The organism is Microbacterium hominis (genome assembly GCF_013282805.1).
Classification (GTDB): Bacteria; Actinomycetota; Actinomycetes; order Actinomycetales; family Microbacteriaceae; genus Microbacterium; species Microbacterium hominis_B.
In genome coordinates, this window is record NZ_CP054038.1 from 3,785,542 (window position 1) to 3,802,875 (window position 17,334).

The window sequence follows — 17,334 nt, forward strand, 5'->3', positions numbered from 1 at the left end:
GTCGGAGGCATGGACGTCCCCATCCACACGATCCGATACTTCTGTGTGCTCGCTGACGAGCTCCACTTCGGCCGCGCCGCCGAGAGACTCAGCATCACGCCGCCCTCGCTGAGCCAGCAGATCAGCAAGCTCGAGGACCAGATCGGCGTGCGGCTGTTCGATCGGAGTCCCCGCAAGGTCGAGCTGACCGCCCACGGGAGGGAGCTGCTGCCCTTGGCTCGACGCGTGCAGGATGATCACGAGCAGGTTCTCGCGTGGGCTCGCGCCACACGCCGCGACCGCGACGCGCCCAGCCTGCGGGTCGGCGTCGTTGCCGCGGGCGCGGGCGTGCTCACCACGCAGGCCATCGCGACCACGCTGCAGCGGGTGCCGTCGGCGCGCATCGAGATGCGCCGACTCGGCTTCTTCGACGTGATCGAGGACCTCGACAGTGCTCGCGCCGATGTGGTCTTCGCCCCGTGGCCGCTGAACCTGCCTCCCCGCATCCGTGTCGAGAAGCTGTGGAGTGAGCCGCGGGTGCTGGTGGTGCCCGTGGGTCATCGCCTGGCCGATCGCGAGGCGATCTCGATCCTCGAGGCCGCCGACGAGATCTTCGTCGCCGCGGGCGGCGGCGATCCCGAGATCATCGACTGGTGGCTGGTGGATCCACGGCCCGACGGTTCCCGCGCCCATCGGGGTCCGACCGCGGATAGCGTCGAGGGCCTGCTGGAACTGGTCGCCGCCGGCGCGGGCGTGAACATCGCGGGAGAGTCCGCCGCCCACCACTACCGCCGGGCGGAGCTGGCGTACCTGCCGATCACCGACATCGAGCCGGCGACCATCGTGCTGTGCACCTTGGCGGACTCGCGAAACCCGATGGTCCACACCTTCCGCGACACGGCACGCACGCTGTCTCCGATGAGCGACGGCTCCTGACGGGGCGCCCCGCCGCGTTCGCACGCCGAACGGGGTCACTTCGACACCGTGATCACCCCGGTCTCGCTGCGCCACGTCTCCCGCATCTCCCGCCAGACTGCGCGACGACGCGCCTGCTCGTCGGGATCGGGGACGGGCGAGGCGGCCATGAGCACGCGCGTATACGGATTCTGCGGGTGGTTCATGACCTGCGCGGTGGAGCCCTGCTCCATCACTCGCCCGCGATGGAGCACGACGACCCTCTGCGCGAGGAACTCCACCACGGCCATGTCGTGGGCGATGAACAGATAGCCGAGGTCCGCGCCGCGCCGCAGGTCGGCGAGGAGGTTGAGCACCTGCGCCTGCGTGGACAGATCGAGTGCGCTGACCGCTTCATCGCAGACCACGAGGCGCGGGTCCGTGACCAGGGCTCTCGCGATCGCGATCCGCTGCCGCTGCCCGCCGGAGAACTGGCGCGGGTACCGCGCACCGGCATCACGCGGCAGGCCCACGGACTCGAGCGCGGCCTCGACGCGCCGCGCGCGCTCCGCCTTCGCCGCCCCGGCCACGCGCAGCGGCTCGGCGATCGCATCGCCGATGGGTCGACGCGGGTTCAGCGACGAGAACGGGTCCTGGAACACCGCGCGCAGGTCGCCGTGGAGCGCTCTGCGCTCCGCGGGCCCGGCGTGGGTGATGTCCCGTCCCTCGAACAGGATCTGACCGCTCGTCACGGGCTGCAGTCCCAGGATCGCCTTGCCGATGGTCGTCTTTCCCGAGCCGGACTCTCCGACCAGACCCAGCGTCTCGCCGCGCGCGATCGAGAACGATACGTCTTCGACCGCCGGCGCGCTCTTCTTGCTGTACCGCACGACGAGATCCCGCACCTCCAGCAGCGGTGCCTCGCCGGGGATGGATGCCGCGCCCGCGGTTTCTGCGGTGCTCATGACCCGTGTCCTCCGATCGTGACAGGCGTACGCCATTCATGCTGGCGTCCGATGACCTCGTCTCCCCGCACGCATCGCACGGCGCCGACGCCCGCCGAACGCGGGGTGAGTTCGACGGTGCTGAGGCAGTCTTCGGTGGCGAAGCGGCAGCGTTCGGCGAAGCGGCAGCCGCTCGGCCAGGATGCGGGCGCCGGCACCTGCCCGGGGATCGACGCCAGATGGGTCGACTCCGCCAGCCCGACGGCGGCGTGCGGGTCCGATGCCAGCAGCGCCATGGTGTACGGATGCTCGGGAGCCATCAGCACATCGCGCACGGAGCCGGTCTCGACCAGCTGACCGGCGTACATCACCGCGACCTGATCGCACAGGTCGGCGACGACGCCGAGGTCGTGGGTGACCAGCACGATGGCCATGTCGCGCTCGGCGACGAGGGTGCGCAGGAGCCCCAGGATCTCGGCCTGCACGGTCACGTCGAGCGCGGTGGTCGGCTCATCGGCGATGAGCAGGCGCGGGGTGCCGGCCAGAGCGAGTGCGATCGCCACGCGCTGTGCCATGCCGCCGGAGATCTGATGCGGATAGCTCTTGAGCACGCGGGGCGGGTCGACGATGCCCACGTCTTCGAGCAGGCGCTGTGCCAGCGTCGTCGCTTCGCGACGCGAAGCACCCCGCAGCCGCCGGATCGCGGCCGTCAGCTGCCACCCCACGGTGAACATCGGGTCCAGCGCCCGCGTCGGCTCCTGCGAGATGTAGGCGATCTCGTCGCCGCGCACGCGGCCGAGCGCTGATTCGCCCGCGCCCGCGAGTTCGATCCCGCCCCAGAGGATGCTTCCCGAGCGCACGGACAGCCCCGGCGTCAGCAGCCCCAGCAGCGCGTGCGAGGTGACGCTCTTTCCGCAGCCGGATTCCCCGACCAGTCCCATCACGGTGCCCGGCTGCACATCGAACGTCACACCCGTGACCAGTGCGGGCCCGTCGTCGACGCCGATGACGAGGTCGCGCACGCGAAGGCCCGAACCCGTCGGCGAGGGGGATGCAGCGGGCGTCGGCACGGCATCGTCCGCGGCCGCCGTCGACGAGGTGCCCGTCGACGAGGTGCCCGTCGACGCGGCGCCCGTCGACGAGGTGCCCGTCGACGAGGTGCCCGTCGACGCGGCAGTGCGGCGGCGGCGGCGCAGGGAGATGAGGGGCGGCGGGGTCGCCGCCCCTCCCGCGAGCACATCGGCCAGAGCATTGGCTGAGATGATCGTGAGCGCGAGCACGCCCCCTGTCGGCACCATCATCCAGGGCTGCTGGAAGATGAACCGCGAGGCGGTCTGGATCATGCCGCCCCAGGTCGGCTCGGGCGGCTGCGGTCCGAGCCCGATGAACGCCAGGCCCGCCTGCATCCCGATCGCGGCACCGAACAGCAGGACGAACTGCACGATCACCGTCGTGGACATGTTCGGAAGCACGTGACGGATGCTCGCCAGCATCGGCCTGACTCCGTCGACCGCGGCGGCTTCGACGTAGAGCTGCTTGTGCAGCGACATCGCCTGCCCGATGAACACCTTGTACATCGCGCCGAAGACCAAGAGGCCGAAGATCGCCATGACGACGGCCATGTTCGTTCCGACGGCCGAGATCACGGCGAGGATGATGACCATGCCGGGCAGCGACAGGACGATCTCGCTCACGCGCCCCATCACGGCCTCGACACGAGGCCGCCGGGCAGCCCACAGCGTGACCGGCGTGGTCACCGCCACGGCGACGATCGGCGTCAGCAGCGCGATGAACAGGGTCGGCGCGGCTGCCGTGACGATGCGGGAGAGCAGGTCGCGTCCGAGCTCGTCCGTTCCGAGCAGGTGCTCCCAGCTCGGGCCCTGCAGCACTGCGGTGAGGTCCTGCTCGAGCGGCCCGTAGCGCACCCACAGCGGGGCCGTCAGCGATGCCAGCACGAGGCCGGCGAGCCAGATGATCGACAGCATCGCTGTGGGTGAGCGCAGGACGCGGCCCTTCAGCCGGCGAGGCGGCTGACGACGGGCGACGAGGACGGAGGTCGTGGGAACGGTCATGAGGCACGCAGCTTCGGGTCGAGGGTCCGGTTGAGCAGCTCGAGCGCGAGATTCACGGCGACGACGACGAGCGTGGCCACGAGCACGAGTGCCTGCACGAACGGCAGATCGGCCGAGCCGACGGCCGCCTGCATGGCCTGGCCGATCCCGGGAAGTGCGAAGAGGATCTCGATCACGACGGAGCCGCCGAAGAGGATGATGAACTGCACGGCGACGCTGGCGATGATCGGCAGGCTCGCCCCGCGCAGCGCGTGGATGTAGACGATGCGGCGGATCGGGGTGCCGACCGCGCGCAGCGTGCGGATGTGCTCCTGCGTCAGGACCTCCGCCATCGATGCGCGCGTCTGCCGTGCGATGCCGGCGGCGGAGGTGATCGCGATGGTGAGCACGGGAAGCGCGAGCGACCGCGCCCAGGCCTCGGGGTTCACCTCGAAGGGGACGAATCCGGTGGCCGGCAGCAGGCGGAGCTGGACGGCGAAGACGTAGACGAGGATCACGCCGACCCAGAACGCCGGCAGCGAGAGCATGATCCCGGTCGCGACGGTGATCGATCGGTCGACGGTTCCGCCGCGCACCGCGGCCGCGACCCCCATCGCGATTCCGACGACGGCGCTCAGCAGCGTGCCGAAGACGGCGAGCGCCGCCGTGACCGGCAGTCGCTTGGCGATGTCGGGGCCGATCTCGCGCCCGTCGATGAGGGAGGTGCCGAGATTGCCCTGCAGCACCTGGGCGACCCAGTTCGCGAACTGGACGGGCCACGGGTCGTACCAGCCGACCTCGGTGTTGTACGCGACCACCTGCTCGGGTGTCGCCGACATGCCGAGGGCGACGGCACCCGGCGTCGAGCCGGAGAGGTGCACGAGGACGAACGCGAGGAAGGACGCCACGAGGAGCGTCAGGATCGCGAACCCGACGCGGCGGAGGAGGAAGACGAGCATGGATGACTCCTTGTCCGGGGCGGCGCCGGCGCAGTCGCCGACGCCGCACCGGGCATCAGGAAGCGGGCGTCAGCGTCGCCAGGATCGGGAAGGACTCGGTTCCGGGGAACGACGGCTCATCGAGGGTCGATGTGTCGTACGCCCACGGCGAGAGCTGTTCGAACAGCGGGATGAGCCAGCCGGAGGTCGCGATCGCCTCGTTGAGGTCGGTGAGCGCGGCCGCCTGTGCGTCGGCGTCACCCGCCGCCGCTCCGTAGGCGCCCACCGCGGCCTGGATGTCGGGGTTCTCGGCACCGTGGAAGTTGGCGAAGCCGAACAGCACACCGAAGACGTTGCCGGCGGGGTTGGTCCACGTCAGCGGGATCGGGCCGCCCAGCGGGGTGTTCTGCACGGCAGCGAACACTTCCTCGGTCGAGGCGGCGTTCTTGAGCGTGACGTCGACGCCGATCGCCGCCCAGTAGGGCTGGATCGCCTCCAGGTCGCGCTGGCTGCCGCTGTTGATGACGAACTCGAAGTCGAATCCGTCGGGGTAGCCGGCCTCGGCGAGAAGCTCCTGCGCGCCCTCGGGATCGTAGGCGTACTCGTCCTCGAGGGCCGGGATGTAGCCCGGGCTGTCAGCGGGCAGCACGTTCGCGGTGGGGATGTCGCCGGGGTGCACGGCGTTGACGTACGCGTCGCGGTCGATGGCGATCGACAGGGCCTTCCACACCTGCGGATCGGCCCACTGCGGGGCGAGCGACCCGTTCTTGTCGAAGGGCAGCAGGTTCTGCACCACGCCGCCGTTGGCGACGAGGCCTACTCCGGCGGACTCGACCTGTGCCTGCGTGTCGGAGGTGATGTTCGCGATGTCGACCTCGCCCGAGATGGCCGCGTTCACGCGCGCCTGCGGGTCGAGAATGGGACGGAACTCGTACGTGTCGAAGGGGTACTCGTCGGCGTCGGGGTGGTCGGCCTTCTTGACCTGGAGGTAGGAGTTCCCCTTGACCGTGGCATCCGCATCGATCTCGAGCGGGCCGGAGCCGTCGGCCGCGGAATCGAGGCTGGAGCGGTCGGCGACCCCCGTGGGTCCGACGATCGCGCCGGCCGGGAGCACCAGGTTCGCCTCGAATCCGGGGGACGGGGCGGCGAAGGCGAGGGTGACGGTGTCGTCGTCCACGACGGTGACGTCGGTGATCTCCTGCTCTCCCCCCTCGGCGAAGCCGCTGTAGGCGGACAGGTCGGCGTCGCCCCGGAAGTCGAGGTTCTGCTTCACCAGCTCGGCGGTGAGCGAGGACCCATCGGCGAAGGTCGCGCTCGTGTCGAGGTCGAGGGTGAGCTCGGTCTGCTCGTCGTTGTACTCGAACGAGGTCACGAGGTCGGGAACGACCTGCCCGTCTGCATCGATGAGGAACAGCGAGTCGTACAGGCCCTCGTAGAAGAACCGCTGGCCGCTGCCGTACCGAAGGGGGTCGTAGCCGAGCGCCGCCGAATCGGAGTCGACGCCGATGGTGAGCGTCGTGGCCGCGGCATCGCCGTCGCCGTCGCCGTCGCCGCCGGCGCTGGTGCAGGCCGTCAGGGCGATCGCCGCGACGGAGACCGCCGCAATGCCGAACGCCCCTCGGCGGGAGGGTGTGAATCGAGACATCTCAATCTCCAATGATCGATGTGCTGTGAGTGGGACTGCGCTGTCACCTTCGCGGTACGGGTCCGCGACTGCTTTCCTCAGTTTGTTCAGCGAAAGCGCATTTGGCCAGTTGGAAGTCTGCCGAGAGCGTTAGGCGAGCCCTAACGCCACCAGAGTCGTTCCCTCGTGGACGACGACCACGTCATCGCCCGTGCGGACCCGCCCGGACACCCCCGGGGGCAGCGAGAGCTCGAGCGTCCGTCCGCGTTCCCAGGCCAGCTGGATACGCCCGCGGGGCGTATCCACGTGCGCGCGGACCCAGGACAGTCCGCAATCGAGGTCGGGCTCGATGACGACCTCGGCGTACCCGGGAGCCGTCGGGCGGATGCCCGCGATCCGGCGGAACAGCCAGTCATCGACGCAGCCGAACGCGTAATGGTTGAACGACGTCGCGGAAGGTGTGCCGTCGGGGGCGATCGCCGCCCAGTTCTCCCACATCGTCGTGGCTCCCCGGTCGACCGCGTAGAGCCACGAAGGTGGCTCCGACTGCCACAGCACTCGTCGCGCGAGGTCGCGATATCCGGTCTCCCACAGCACATCGAGCAGGTGAGGCGTACCGAGGAACCCGGTGTCCAGCCGATCACCGCGCGCCCGGACCAGTTCCGCCAGACGCGCGGCGGCGCCCCGCCGACGGTCTTCGGGGATCATGTCGAAGGCGAGCGCCAGCACGTACAGCCCCTGGAGCGGAACAGGCAGCCCACCGGACACGTCGACGTACTCGGCGGCGAACGCTGCTCGAACCTCGGCCGCGCGCGCAGCGAGGTCCGCCGCCTCCTCGGGACGGCCGAGGATCTCCGCCGCACGCGCGGCGACGGTGAGCGTCTGCGCCTGGTACATCGGCCCGATGTACTCGCCGGTCAGGGCGGGCGCGATCCCGATCGCTTCGTGAACGGGTCGCCCCTCGAGCGTCGACGGGGCGAGCCAGTCGCCGAAGTTCTGATCGGAGTTGTAGAGGAGCGCCTGCCTGTCGCGCGTGACGGGATCGAGTTCGGTGGAGGCGAGGCGATCAGGGACGCGCGTGCGGGCGACCTCGCGCTGATAGTCGATCCATCGGAGCATGGCCGGCCAGTTCTCCTCGAGCACCCGCGGGTCGCCGTAGCGCTCGTACAGGGTCCAGGGCACCAGTGCGATCGCGTCACTCCACCCCGCCGCGCGGGACACCGCGGCGATACCGCCCTCGGTCGCCGCCATGTCGGAGTTCACGGGCGACCAGGGGGAGAAGATCGGCACCGCGCCGTCGCTGAACTGGTCAGCCCGGACGTTGGCCAGCCAGCGCTCGAGGAACGGCAGCACACGGGAGTTGTTCGTCGCGGCGGGCGCGAAGACCTGCATGTCGCCGGTCCAGCCGGCGCGCTCACGCTGCGGACAGTCCGTCGGGATCGAGACGAAGTTCCCGCGCTGGCTCCAGACCGCATTCCGGTGAAGACGAGTCAGTCGCGGGTCGGAGCATTCGAACGACCCGGCGTCCGCCAGATCGCTCGCCAGGACGACGGCCCGCACATCGGCCGGCGCGGGCAGAGCGTCCAATCCGACGATGCGGGCGTAGCGGAAGCCGTGGAACGTGAATGCCGGTTCGTAGTCGGCGTCCTCGCCCGACGATACGAAGACATCGGCCTGCTCCTTGTTGATGCCGACGATGTTCTGGAACCACGCGGCGTCGGCGGTGAGAACCTCGGTGTGCTCGATGGTGATCCGCCGCCCCTCAGGCAGACCCCGCAACCGCAGACGCACACGCCCGACGAGCACCTGGCCGAAGTCGATGAGCGCGCCCTCGTCCGTCTCGCGGACGTCGACAGGTGCCACCTCACCCACCCGACGGACAGGTTCCCCGGTGAACGGAACCAGGGTGTGCGTCGAGTCCTCGAGCACGCGCACCGGCTGCCAGTCCGAGGCGTCGAACCCGACGGCATCCCAGCCTGGCCGGGCCTTCCGCGCGTCGTAGCACTCACCCACGAACAGATCCGCGTACAGCCAGGGACCCGCCGAACTGCGCGCGCGAGCGCCGAGCATCATGACCTCGGTCGCGCCGTCGGCGTAATCGATGTGCGCCTGCCAGGCGACGGCGGTGCGCTGACCGAACTGGGCGCTCGAACCGGTGATGCCGATGCGCCCCGTCCACCACCCATCGGCCACGGCGATGCCGATGACGTTCTCCCCCGGACGGAGCGCTGCGGTGATGTCGTAGCACTGCACGCTCACACGGTGCAGGTAGGAGTCGAATCCCGGCGCGAGCACCTCGTCGCCCACCGTCACGCCGTTCACCGTCGCCTGGTAGATCCCCCGTGCAGTCGCGTACAGGCGTGCCCGCACGACCGGCCGGTCGATCTCGATCGCCTGGCGGACCAGGTTCGCCGGCCGGAGGCGGTCCTGCTCCGGCGTGGCCGGACCGCCGCCGCGGATCCAGTCGAGGAGCGTCCACCGCTCGATGAGGGTGCCCGCTTGGGCGGGTTCCACCCACGGCGCCTGCCAGTCGCCCGGGCGAAGCAGAGCGACGCCGAATGTCGACGTCGCCCAGGCCGTCCACCCCTCCGAGGTGAGCGACCGCACCCGCCAGGCGTACGCCCCGTTCGCGTCGAGAGCCGTGCCGTCGTAGACCACCGGACCTCGGGGGAATCCGGTGCCCTCGGCGCGCCAGACCGTTTCGCCCGCGGCATCCTCCACGTCGAGTTCCCAGGCCCGCTGCTCGCCTCCCGGGATCCAGGTGAAGCGCGGACGCTCCGTGCCGATCGCGATCGGCGCGATCAGGTGCTCGGTGCGCAGGTCCCGGCATGCGCTCATGCTGTGGGGGGCGACGGTGTTCGTCATCCGACTGCGGTGAAACGGGTGACGAGCGAGCCGATCCCCTCGATCTCGCTCACCAGGACGTCGTCGGGGCCGATGAAGCGCGGCGGCGTGCGGCGGTTGCCGATCCCCGAGGGCGTGCCCGAGAAGATGAGGTCGCCCGGCAGGAGCGTGGCGACCGCTGACAGCCGCGCGAGCAGTTCAGGAACGTCGTAGAGCATCATCGAGGTGCGCGACGACTGCATCCGCTCCCCCGACAGCGTGCACGAGATCGCCAGGTCGTCGCGGGCGTCGAACTCGTCGGGTGTGACGATCCAGGGTCCGGTCGGTCCGAAGCCGGGGAACGACTTGCCCAGACTGAACTGCGGGAGGGTCCCCTGCAGCTGCATGACGCGCTCGGACAGATCCTGGCCGATGGTGAGTCCCGCGACGTGGCTCCACGCGTCCTCACGGGCGATGCGGAACCCCTCCCGGCCGATCACGACGACCAGTTCGACCTCCCAGTCGACGTTCCCCTCCGGGAGTTCGACGACGTGATCGGGTCCGACGATCGAGGTCGGGAACTTCGTGAAGGTCACCGGCATCTCATCGGGCGGGTAGCCGGCCTCGGCGGCGTGCTCGGCGTAGTTGAGGCCGATCGCGAACACCTGCCGGGGGCGGGGCGCCGGCGCCGCGAGATCGGACGTCCCGAACGGGACGCCCGGCGGCGTGTCCGCCGAGGCCGCCCACGCGCGGAATCCGTCCCAGTCATCGAAGAGCGACTGCGGGTCGGGTCCGTGGCGCCCGTCCGACGCGGCGGCGATGTCCACCGCACGGTCGTCGACCACGATGACAGCGCGACCCGCGAGGTTCGCGATCCTCACGAGGCCGGCCTACCAGTCGACCCGCTGGGGAGCCGGCTCGCCGTAGCGCTCCTCCCACGAGATGACCTTGTTGCGCAGCACGCCCAGGCCCTCGATCTCCGCCTCGACGACGTCGCCCGGAGTGAGGTAGAAGTCGAACGGGTTCTCCTGGATCGCCGCGACGCCACGGATCGTGCCGGTGGAGATCAGGTCGCCGGCGCTGAAGATCTGCGGCGAGTGATACGAGATCAGATGCGGGATCGTCACCAGCATCTCGTTGGTGTTCCCCTTCTGACGGCTCTCGCCGTTCACGCGCAGCTCCATGGCGAGGTTCTGGTAATCCGGCACCTCGTCGACCGTCACGATGTAGGGGCCGATCGGGCAGAAGGTGTCGATCGCCTTGCTGAACGAGAACACGCCCGACTCCATCTCCTTGCGCTGGATGTCGCGCGCGGAGATGTCGTTGAAGATCGTGAACCCGGCGATGTGCTCGACCGCGTCTTCGGGACTGAAGAACTTGCCCGGCTTGCCGATCACGGCGACCATCTCCAGCTCGTAGTCCATCTCCTTGGTGAGGTGATCGGGGTAGACGATCGCGTCCTCGGGGCCGATGATCGCGTCGACGTTCTGGAAGAACACGATGCCCTTGTGCACCGGATGCGACCAGTCGACTTTCTCCAGCTCCTCGTGGTGCGCGGCGAAGTTGCCGGCGGTGTGGAAGAACTTCTTGGGGACGATGGGCGCCCGCAGCCTCACGTCGGCGTAGTCGAGGCGCTCACCGGTCTCGGCGACTTTGCCCTCCCGCTCGAAGTACTCACGGGTCGAGGGGACGTCGAGTTCGATGACGAGCCCCTCCTCGAGTTCGAGGCGGCCGACGCGGCCTTCGTCGAAGGTGATGAGTTTCATTCTTATGTCTCCTTGATTGGGATGCCGGGGCTCAGGCGCCGACCATGTTGAAGCCGCCGTCGGCGAGCATGTAGCTGCCGGTCAGGTGCGCGGCCTCATCGGTCGCGAGCCACAGGCAGGTGCCGGCGACGAACTCGGGCGGCGGGATGTGCCCCATCGGCGTCTGCGAGATGAGAACCTCACGTCGGCCGCTCTTCCAGTCCTCGCGCTGCAGCAGCCGCTCGGTCTCCATGAAACCGGGCGCGAACGTGTTGACACGCACCTTGGGGGCGAGCACCTTCGCGTACGACTTCGTGATACCGAGGATCGCGTACTTGGCGGCGGCGTACTGGGGCGCGCGGGGCGAGCCACGCACGATCACGGTCGAGCCGACGTTCACGATGCTGCCGCCGTTCGGCTGCTCGAGCATCCGGTCGCCGAACTCGTGGGTCATCAGGAGCGTGCCCTTCACGTCGATGTCGACGACGGCATCCAGGGTCTCCTGGGTGAGCTCGCGCCACGACATCTGCTCGCTCGACACGTCGCCGACGTTGTTGACGAGCACGTCGAGGGTGCCGAAGGCCGCCCACACCTCGTCGGCCATGCGCCTGATCTCGTCCCACGAGCCGATGTCGGCCTGCACGAGGATGCCGTCGCTGCCGGCTTCGCGGACGCGCGCGAGCGTCTTCTCGGCGCCGGCGCGCGAAGAGCGGTAGTGGATGGCGACCTTCGCACCCTCCTGCGCGGCGCGCACCGCGATCTCGGCGCCGAACCCGGTGCCGGCTCCGGTGACGAGCACCGCCTTGCCCGCGAACCGCGGGAAGATCTGAGCCTCAGCCATATCTGCCTCCTTGAAGTGGTCGGGATCAGACGAGCGTGCGCCCGCCGTCGATGTACATCACGTGTCCGGTGACGAATCCGGCGTGCTTGGACGAGAGGAACAGCGCGGGTCCGGTGAGCTCGTCGGTCGTGCCCAGGCGCCCCGCGGGAACCTGGCTCTCGAGCGCCTCGCGCTTGCCCGGCGTGGATAGGTGCGCAGCAGTGAGCGGGGTCTCGATGTAGCCGGGCGCCAGAGCGTTGACCGTGACACCGAAGGGCGCCCACTCGTGGGCCATGACGCGCAGCAGCTGATTGATGCCGCCCTTGGTCGCCGCGTACGGTCCGTGCGAGTGATGCGCGAGGAGGCCCGAGACACTCGACAAGGCGAGCACGCGCCCGTGCCCTTGCGCGACCATGTGGCGCCCCGTCGCCTGCGCGAGCGAGAAGACGGTCGACAGGTTGACCCGGACGATGCGATCCCACTCCTCTTCGGTGAACTCGAGGATCGGACGACGATCGTTGATGCCGACGGCGTGCAGGAGAACGTCGATGCCCCCCAGTCGCCTGATGGCTTCGGCGGTGACCCGCTCGCCTTCACCGTGCGCGGTGAGGTCGGCCTCGATGGTCTCGAACCGCTCTTCGCCGTCCGCGGCGAGAGCGGCGAGAGCGGCCGCATCACGATCGACCACGGCGACCGTCGCCCCGGCTCGGGCGTACGCCCGGGCGCACGCTCCCCCGATGCCGCCGGCGCCGGCGACCAGTACCCGCGCACCGCTGAGGCCGAGCCAGTCGTCGTGTCCGCCCATGTCATCCCCTTTGGTGACTTCTCATTTAATGAAAGTGAGTTTCGCGAAATGAATGTAACCTGGAGTCCGCCGCGCTGTCAAACATCACCCAGGAGGAGCAGTGCCACCACGCATCAGACCGCTGACGCCGGTCGAGCTGAGCGCTCCGCAGAGCGAGCTCTACGAGGCGATCACCAGCGGGCCGCGCGCTCGCGGACCGCAGCACTTCGCGCTCACCGCGCCCGACGGCTCGCTGCGCGGGCCATTCGACGCGATGCTGCGCTCCCCCGCGATCGGCGCGGCTCTCCAGGGCCTCGGCGCGGCGATCCGCTACCGGTCGACTCTCACCGACCGTGCGCGGGAGACGGCGATCCTCCTGGTCGCGGCGCACGAGGACAGCGCGTTCGAACGGGACGCCCACGAAGCGATCGCGCGATCGCTCGCGTTCAGCGACGCCGACCTGGCGGCGCTGCGGGCTCTGGACATGTCCGGCGTCCCCCGCGACGTGTCGATGATCGCCTCGACCACGCTCGCGCTCCTGGCCGGCGACCTCGACGACGAGGAATGGGATGCCGCGCACGCCGCGCTCGGCGACCAGACGCTGTTCGAATTGATCACCCTGGTCGGGTACTACGCGACGCTCGCCCTCCACCTGCGCGTCTTCCGGGTGACGACGTGACCGCCGTCGTGGCGGTTGCACGACACGATCGACGGGAATACGGTTCCGACTGATGAAAGCTGAAGACGAGAAGCCGAACCGCTACCGCATCGAAGCTCTCGCAAAAGGCCTCGACGTCCTGCGGCTGTTCGACGAGTCGACCACATCCCTGAAGCTGCGTGAGATCTGCGATCGCACCGGCATCCCCATGCCCACCGCGTTCCGGGTGGTGGCGACGCTCGAAGAGGGGGGGTTCGTCGAACGGCTCCCCGACGGCGCCCTGCGGCCGGGGCTCGCTGTCCTCACGCTCGGGTCCGCCGCCCTGCGCGGATCCAGCCTGGTCCAGCTCTCCGAGCGACCGCTGCGGGCGCTCGCCGAGGAACTCGCCGAGACGGTGAACCTCGGGGTGCTGCGCGGTGCGGAGGTTCTCTATCTGGCGCGCATCCGCAACGCCGATCTGGTGACCGCGAACATCCAGGTCGGGTCGACCCTGCCGGCCCCTCTCACATCGATGGGGAAGCTCCTGATGTCCTATCTCGAGGAGAGCGAGGTGCGGGCGCTCGTCACGGGCTTCGATTTCGACCGCGCGGCGGGCCCGCGCGCCGCGCGCTCCGTCGAAGAGCTGCTCCCCCGCCTCATCGAGACGCGTGAGCGCGGCTTCGCCCTTCAGGACGAGGAGGTCGCCGCCGGGCTGCGATCGATCGCCGTGCCGGTCTTCGGGCACGACGACCAGCCAGCCGCGGCGATCAACATCGCCGTCGCGACGACCCGTCACACGCTCGCCGAGCTGCGCGGGCCCTTCCTCGATCGCCTCCGCGCAACCGCGGACGAGATCACGCTCCGACTGCGCGCGGGATGACCGGGGGCCGCGCGGGATGACCGGTGACGGCGCGCGGGAGTGAGCCCCGTCGGGGCGCGGTGCATCCGAACGGCCAGGTTCCGCGGAACAGTACAAGTGAGCCGGGGCGCCTGCTCCGGTGTCGCGCACGACATGAGGAGTGGGAAATGACCGCATCGACGTCCGCCGCCGAATCCCGAACGACCGCCGCCTCGGGTGATCTCTTCCGTCAGATCGCCGTGCTCGTGAGCTCGGTGCTCGCCATCGTCGCCGCCTTCATCGGCTCGGGCGTGCTGGGCGGCACGCCCATCCAGGAGGCGTCGGGCGGATTCCTCGATGCCGATTCCACGCTGATCGCTCCCGGAACGGGCGCCTTCCGCATCTGGAGCGTGATCTACACGGGGATGCTGGCCTACGCGATCTGGCAGGCGCTTCCGGGCCAGCGTCACGATGAGCGGCAGCGCCGTATCGGCTGGTGGGTGCTCGCATCGCTGGTGCTCAACGCCGTGTGGATCGGCGTGGTCCAGGCCGATCTGCTCTACCTGAGCCTCCCGGTCATCGTCGCGCTGCTCGCGGTGCTCTGCTATCTCTTCGTGCTGCTGCGCCGCTCGACGCCGAAGAACCGGATCGAGGCGGTCGTCGCCGACGGCGCGATCGGTCTCTACCTCGGCTGGGTGATCATCGCGACCGCGGCCAACGCGACCGCGATCCTCGTCGCCGCCGGATTCGATGGGTTCGGGCTGCCGGCTGAGGTGTGGTCCGTCATCGTGCTGGCCGTCGCCGCTGTCATCGGAGTGGCCTTGGCCCTCTGGGGCGGCGGGCGCATCGCGCCGGCGACGTCGCTGAGCTGGGGCATCGCGTGGGTGGCGGTCGCCCGGATCACCGACGAGCCGGCATCCACCGTGACGGGCGTCGCCGCCGTCGTCGCGGCGGCCGTCGTCATCGCCGGCACCGCGTTCGCCCGCGTGCGCCACGATCGGGCGAAGGCCCTCGCGCGCGGCTAGGCCGACACGGGAGTTCGCCCCCGCCGCGCGGGCGCTACGGGCGCCTGCGCGACGGGGGCGGGGGCGGCACTTCCTTCGCCGCGATGATGTCGACACGCGCGATGCGCTCCACGCCCCGTTTGCCGTCGACGACGACCGTGGTCTCGTCGGCGCTGAGCAGCTGGCCGAGGGCGTCCGTGGCCTGCCCCGTCGGCAGCAGATAGCGCACCACGACGCGGCGGCCGGGCGAAGGAAGGTTCACCATGCGCCGGGAGCGTAGTCCTTGAGGAAGACGCCGAAGAGATCCTCGCCCCCTTCGCCGCGCACGATCGGGTCGTACACGCGCGCTGCGCCGTCGACGAGATCGAGCGGCGCGTGGAACCCCTCCTCCGCCAATCGCACCTTCGTCGGGTGCGGGCGCTCGTCGGTGATCCAGCCGGTGTCGACGCTCGTCATGAGGATGCCGTCGGTCTCGAACATCTCGCGAGCGCTGGTGCGGGTGAGCATGTTGACCGCGGCCTTGGCCATGTTGGTGTGGGGATGCCCGGGGCCCTTGTATCCGCGGTTGAACACGCCCTCCATCGCGCTGACGTTCACGATGTAGGTGCGCCGCGCGCTGCTGGCGGCCAGCGAGGGTCGGAGCCGGGAGACCAGGAGGAATGGCGCCGTCGTGTTGGCCAGCTGCACTTCGAGCATCTCGAGGGGGTCGACCTCGTCGACGCGCTGCACCCACGAGTTGGTGTGGTCGAGGTCGGGGATGAGACCGCCCGCATCGATCGCGGTGCCGGCTGCGAGCCGCTCGAGCGAGCTCGAACCCGCGGCCATGGCCTGTTCGGTCAGCTCCTCCGCCCGGGCGGCGGCCGCCGCGAGGATCGGATGCGCGGTCACGGAGCGCTCGAGCGCCTGGGGGTGCCTGTCGTTGGTGTGACCGAAGGTCACGAGTTCGGGCAGTGGACCATCGGGGAGGGGCGCGAGCTCGGCATCCACGAGCGGCTGGTACGCACCCGGCGACCGCCGTACGGTCTGGGTGGCGTTGTTGATGAGGATGTCGAGGGTGCCGGCAGCTGCGACGTCGTCGGCCAGGCCGATCACCTGGGCGGGGTCGCGCAGATCGATGCCGACGATCTTGAGGCGGTCGATCCACTCGGGCGCATCGGGCAGGCCGCTGAAGCGGCGCACGGCGTCGCGGGGGAACCGGGTGGTGATCGTCGTGTGGGCGCCGTCGCGAAGCAGGCGCAGCGCGATGTACATGCCGATCTTCGCGCGGCCTCCGGTGAGGAGCGCCCTCTTGCCGTCGAGGTCGGTGCGCGCGTTGCGCTTGGCGTGGCTCATCGCCGCGCACGTGGGGCAGAGCTGGTGGTAGAACGCGTCGACCACCGTGTACGGCTGCTTGCAGATGTAGCAGCCGCGCGCCTTGAGGAGGGTGCCCGCGATGGGGGCGGTCGTCGCGGCGCTGATCGGGATGCCTCGCGTCTCGTCGTCGATGCGGTCGGGCGCCCCGGTCGCCGTGGCGGCCACCACAGCACGGTCGGCCTGCGCGATCGCCTCGCGGATCTCACGACGGCGCACCTTCTTGACCGCCTTGAACATCTTGGCGGTGGCCTGGCGCACGGCGATGAAGTCCGGGTGCGTCTCGTCGAGTCCCGCCATCCCCTTCAGCACGCGGAGCGTGATCTCCAGTTCCGTCGGGTCGATGCCGCTCGGCGGGAGGTCGGACGTGGCAGGGGTCTCGTGAGGCACACGCGATCCTACGTCGGCAGGATGTGCGCAACCTGTTACCGTGCGACAGTGAGCATGACCGCCGACCACACCCCGCCGCGCCATCTCCGCGTCTCCGCCGCGGTCATCACCGATGCCGAGGGCCGTCTGCTGCTCGTGCGCAAGGCCGGGACCACCGCGTTCATGCAGCCCGGCGGCAAGCCCGAGACCGGCGAATCGGCCGACGAGACCCTCAGCCGCGAACTCGAGGAGGAGCTCGGCATCCGCATCCCCTCGTCGCAGCTGCGTCCGCTCGGCCGGTTCACGGCGGCCGCAGCCAATGAACCGGGGTTCCTCGTCGTCGCCGACGTCTTCGCCGCCGAGATCGGCGCGCAGGTCCCCGTCGTCGGCGCAGAGATCGCGGAGCTGCGGTGGATCTCCCGCGCAGATGCCGAGCACCTCGAGGTCGCGCCGCTGGCACGCGAGTACTTCCTCCCGGCTGCGTAGGCGACCGCGCCCGGCGTGCGCGAACGCCGGATCTCAGCGGGTAGTATG

Annotated in this window: 16 protein-coding genes; 5 read left to right on the top strand and 11 right to left on the bottom strand. The window is 69.8% G+C overall.

Translation table 11 applies throughout. From position 1 onward, the window contains the following. The first annotated feature begins 9 nt into the window (after nucleotides 1-9). Nucleotides 10-915, top strand: coding sequence for a LysR family transcriptional regulator (locus tag HQM25_RS16950; protein WP_172991308.1), 906 nt, complete (start codon nucleotides 10-12; stop codon nucleotides 913-915). Nucleotides 916-950: 35 nt separating this feature from the next. Here the strand turns inward: HQM25_RS16950 and HQM25_RS16955 are convergent, their stop codons facing one another. The 9 genes from HQM25_RS16955 to HQM25_RS16995 form a co-directional block, all read right to left on the bottom strand. After that, nucleotides 951-1,838 (bottom strand): ATP-binding cassette domain-containing protein, encoded by an 888-nt coding sequence (locus HQM25_RS16955; protein ID WP_172991309.1) that lies wholly within the window; start codon nucleotides 1,836-1,838, stop codon nucleotides 951-953. Continuing rightward, entirely contained in the window at nucleotides 1,835-3,889 is a 2,055-nt protein-coding gene (locus HQM25_RS16960) for a dipeptide/oligopeptide/nickel ABC transporter permease/ATP-binding protein (RefSeq protein ID WP_172991310.1), read from the bottom strand. Before HQM25_RS16960 ends, HQM25_RS16955 begins: the two co-directional genes overlap by 4 nt. Next, entirely contained in the window at nucleotides 3,886-4,827 is a 942-nt protein-coding gene (locus tag HQM25_RS16965; RefSeq protein ID WP_172991311.1) for an ABC transporter permease, read from the bottom strand. The genes HQM25_RS16960 and HQM25_RS16965 overlap by 4 nt, the downstream gene beginning before the upstream one ends. Before the next feature lie 55 nt (nucleotides 4,828-4,882). Further along, nucleotides 4,883-6,451 (bottom strand): ABC transporter substrate-binding protein, encoded by a 1,569-nt coding sequence (locus HQM25_RS16970; protein ID WP_172991312.1) that lies wholly within the window; start codon nucleotides 6,449-6,451, stop codon nucleotides 4,883-4,885. Between the two features lie 129 nt (nucleotides 6,452-6,580). Continuing rightward, nucleotides 6,581-9,295, bottom strand: coding sequence for a family 78 glycoside hydrolase catalytic domain (locus HQM25_RS16975; protein ID WP_172991313.1), 2,715 nt, complete (start codon nucleotides 9,293-9,295; stop codon nucleotides 6,581-6,583). Next, entirely contained in the window at nucleotides 9,292-10,134 is an 843-nt protein-coding gene (locus HQM25_RS16980; RefSeq protein WP_172991314.1) for a fumarylacetoacetate hydrolase family protein, read from the bottom strand. Before HQM25_RS16980 ends, HQM25_RS16975 begins: the two co-directional genes overlap by 4 nt. 9 nt (nucleotides 10,135-10,143) lie before the next feature. Beyond that, nucleotides 10,144-11,019, bottom strand: a complete 876-nt coding sequence (locus HQM25_RS16985; RefSeq protein ID WP_172991315.1) for a fumarylacetoacetate hydrolase family protein — start codon at nucleotides 11,017-11,019, stop codon at nucleotides 10,144-10,146. Between the two features lie 31 nt (nucleotides 11,020-11,050). Then, nucleotides 11,051-11,839, bottom strand: a complete 789-nt coding sequence (locus tag HQM25_RS16990; protein ID WP_172991316.1) for an SDR family NAD(P)-dependent oxidoreductase — start codon at nucleotides 11,837-11,839, stop codon at nucleotides 11,051-11,053. Nucleotides 11,840-11,864: 25 nt separating this feature from the next. Next, on the bottom strand, nucleotides 11,865-12,623 hold the full coding sequence (locus HQM25_RS16995; RefSeq protein ID WP_172991317.1) for an SDR family NAD(P)-dependent oxidoreductase: 759 nt from the start codon (nucleotides 12,621-12,623) through the stop codon (nucleotides 11,865-11,867). Between the two features lie 100 nt (nucleotides 12,624-12,723). Between HQM25_RS16995 and HQM25_RS17000 the strand changes: the two genes are divergently transcribed. The 3 genes from HQM25_RS17000 to HQM25_RS17010 all read left to right on the top strand — a co-directional run bounded on the left by HQM25_RS17000 (nucleotide 12,724) and on the right by HQM25_RS17010 (nucleotide 15,102). Beyond that, nucleotides 12,724-13,281: a carboxymuconolactone decarboxylase family protein gene (locus tag HQM25_RS17000; RefSeq protein ID WP_172991318.1), complete on the top strand. Its 558-nt coding sequence runs from the start codon at nucleotides 12,724-12,726 to the stop codon at nucleotides 13,279-13,281. Between the two features lie 52 nt (nucleotides 13,282-13,333). Then, nucleotides 13,334-14,119: an IclR family transcriptional regulator gene (locus HQM25_RS17005; RefSeq protein WP_172991319.1), complete on the top strand. Its 786-nt coding sequence runs from the start codon at nucleotides 13,334-13,336 to the stop codon at nucleotides 14,117-14,119. Nucleotides 14,120-14,265: 146 nt separating this feature from the next. Continuing rightward, nucleotides 14,266-15,102 carry a tryptophan-rich sensory protein gene (locus HQM25_RS17010; RefSeq protein ID WP_172991320.1) on the top strand — a complete coding sequence of 279 codons (837 nt, stop codon included), beginning with the start codon at nucleotides 14,266-14,268 and terminating at the stop codon, nucleotides 15,100-15,102. Between the two features lie 34 nt (nucleotides 15,103-15,136). On the opposite strand, the gene HQM25_RS17015 is transcribed toward HQM25_RS17010, so the two are convergent. Together HQM25_RS17015 and HQM25_RS17020 are read right to left on the bottom strand one after the other, a co-directional pair. Further along, nucleotides 15,137-15,346: a putative acetyltransferase gene (locus HQM25_RS17015; RefSeq protein WP_172991321.1), complete on the bottom strand. Its 210-nt coding sequence runs from the start codon at nucleotides 15,344-15,346 to the stop codon at nucleotides 15,137-15,139. Then, the gene (locus tag HQM25_RS17020; protein ID WP_438803607.1) at nucleotides 15,340-16,905 is read right to left on the bottom strand and encodes an SDR family NAD(P)-dependent oxidoreductase; all 1,566 of its coding nucleotides are present in this window, start codon (nucleotides 16,903-16,905) and stop codon (nucleotides 15,340-15,342) included. The genes HQM25_RS17015 and HQM25_RS17020 overlap by 7 nt, the downstream gene beginning before the upstream one ends. Here HQM25_RS17020 and HQM25_RS17025 point away from each other — a divergent pair. Beyond that, nucleotides 16,876-17,286, top strand: coding sequence for an NUDIX hydrolase (locus HQM25_RS17025; RefSeq protein WP_172991731.1), 411 nt, complete (start codon nucleotides 16,876-16,878; stop codon nucleotides 17,284-17,286). The genes HQM25_RS17020 and HQM25_RS17025 overlap by 30 nt on opposite strands. The last annotated feature ends 48 nt before the right edge of the window (nucleotides 17,287-17,334 follow it).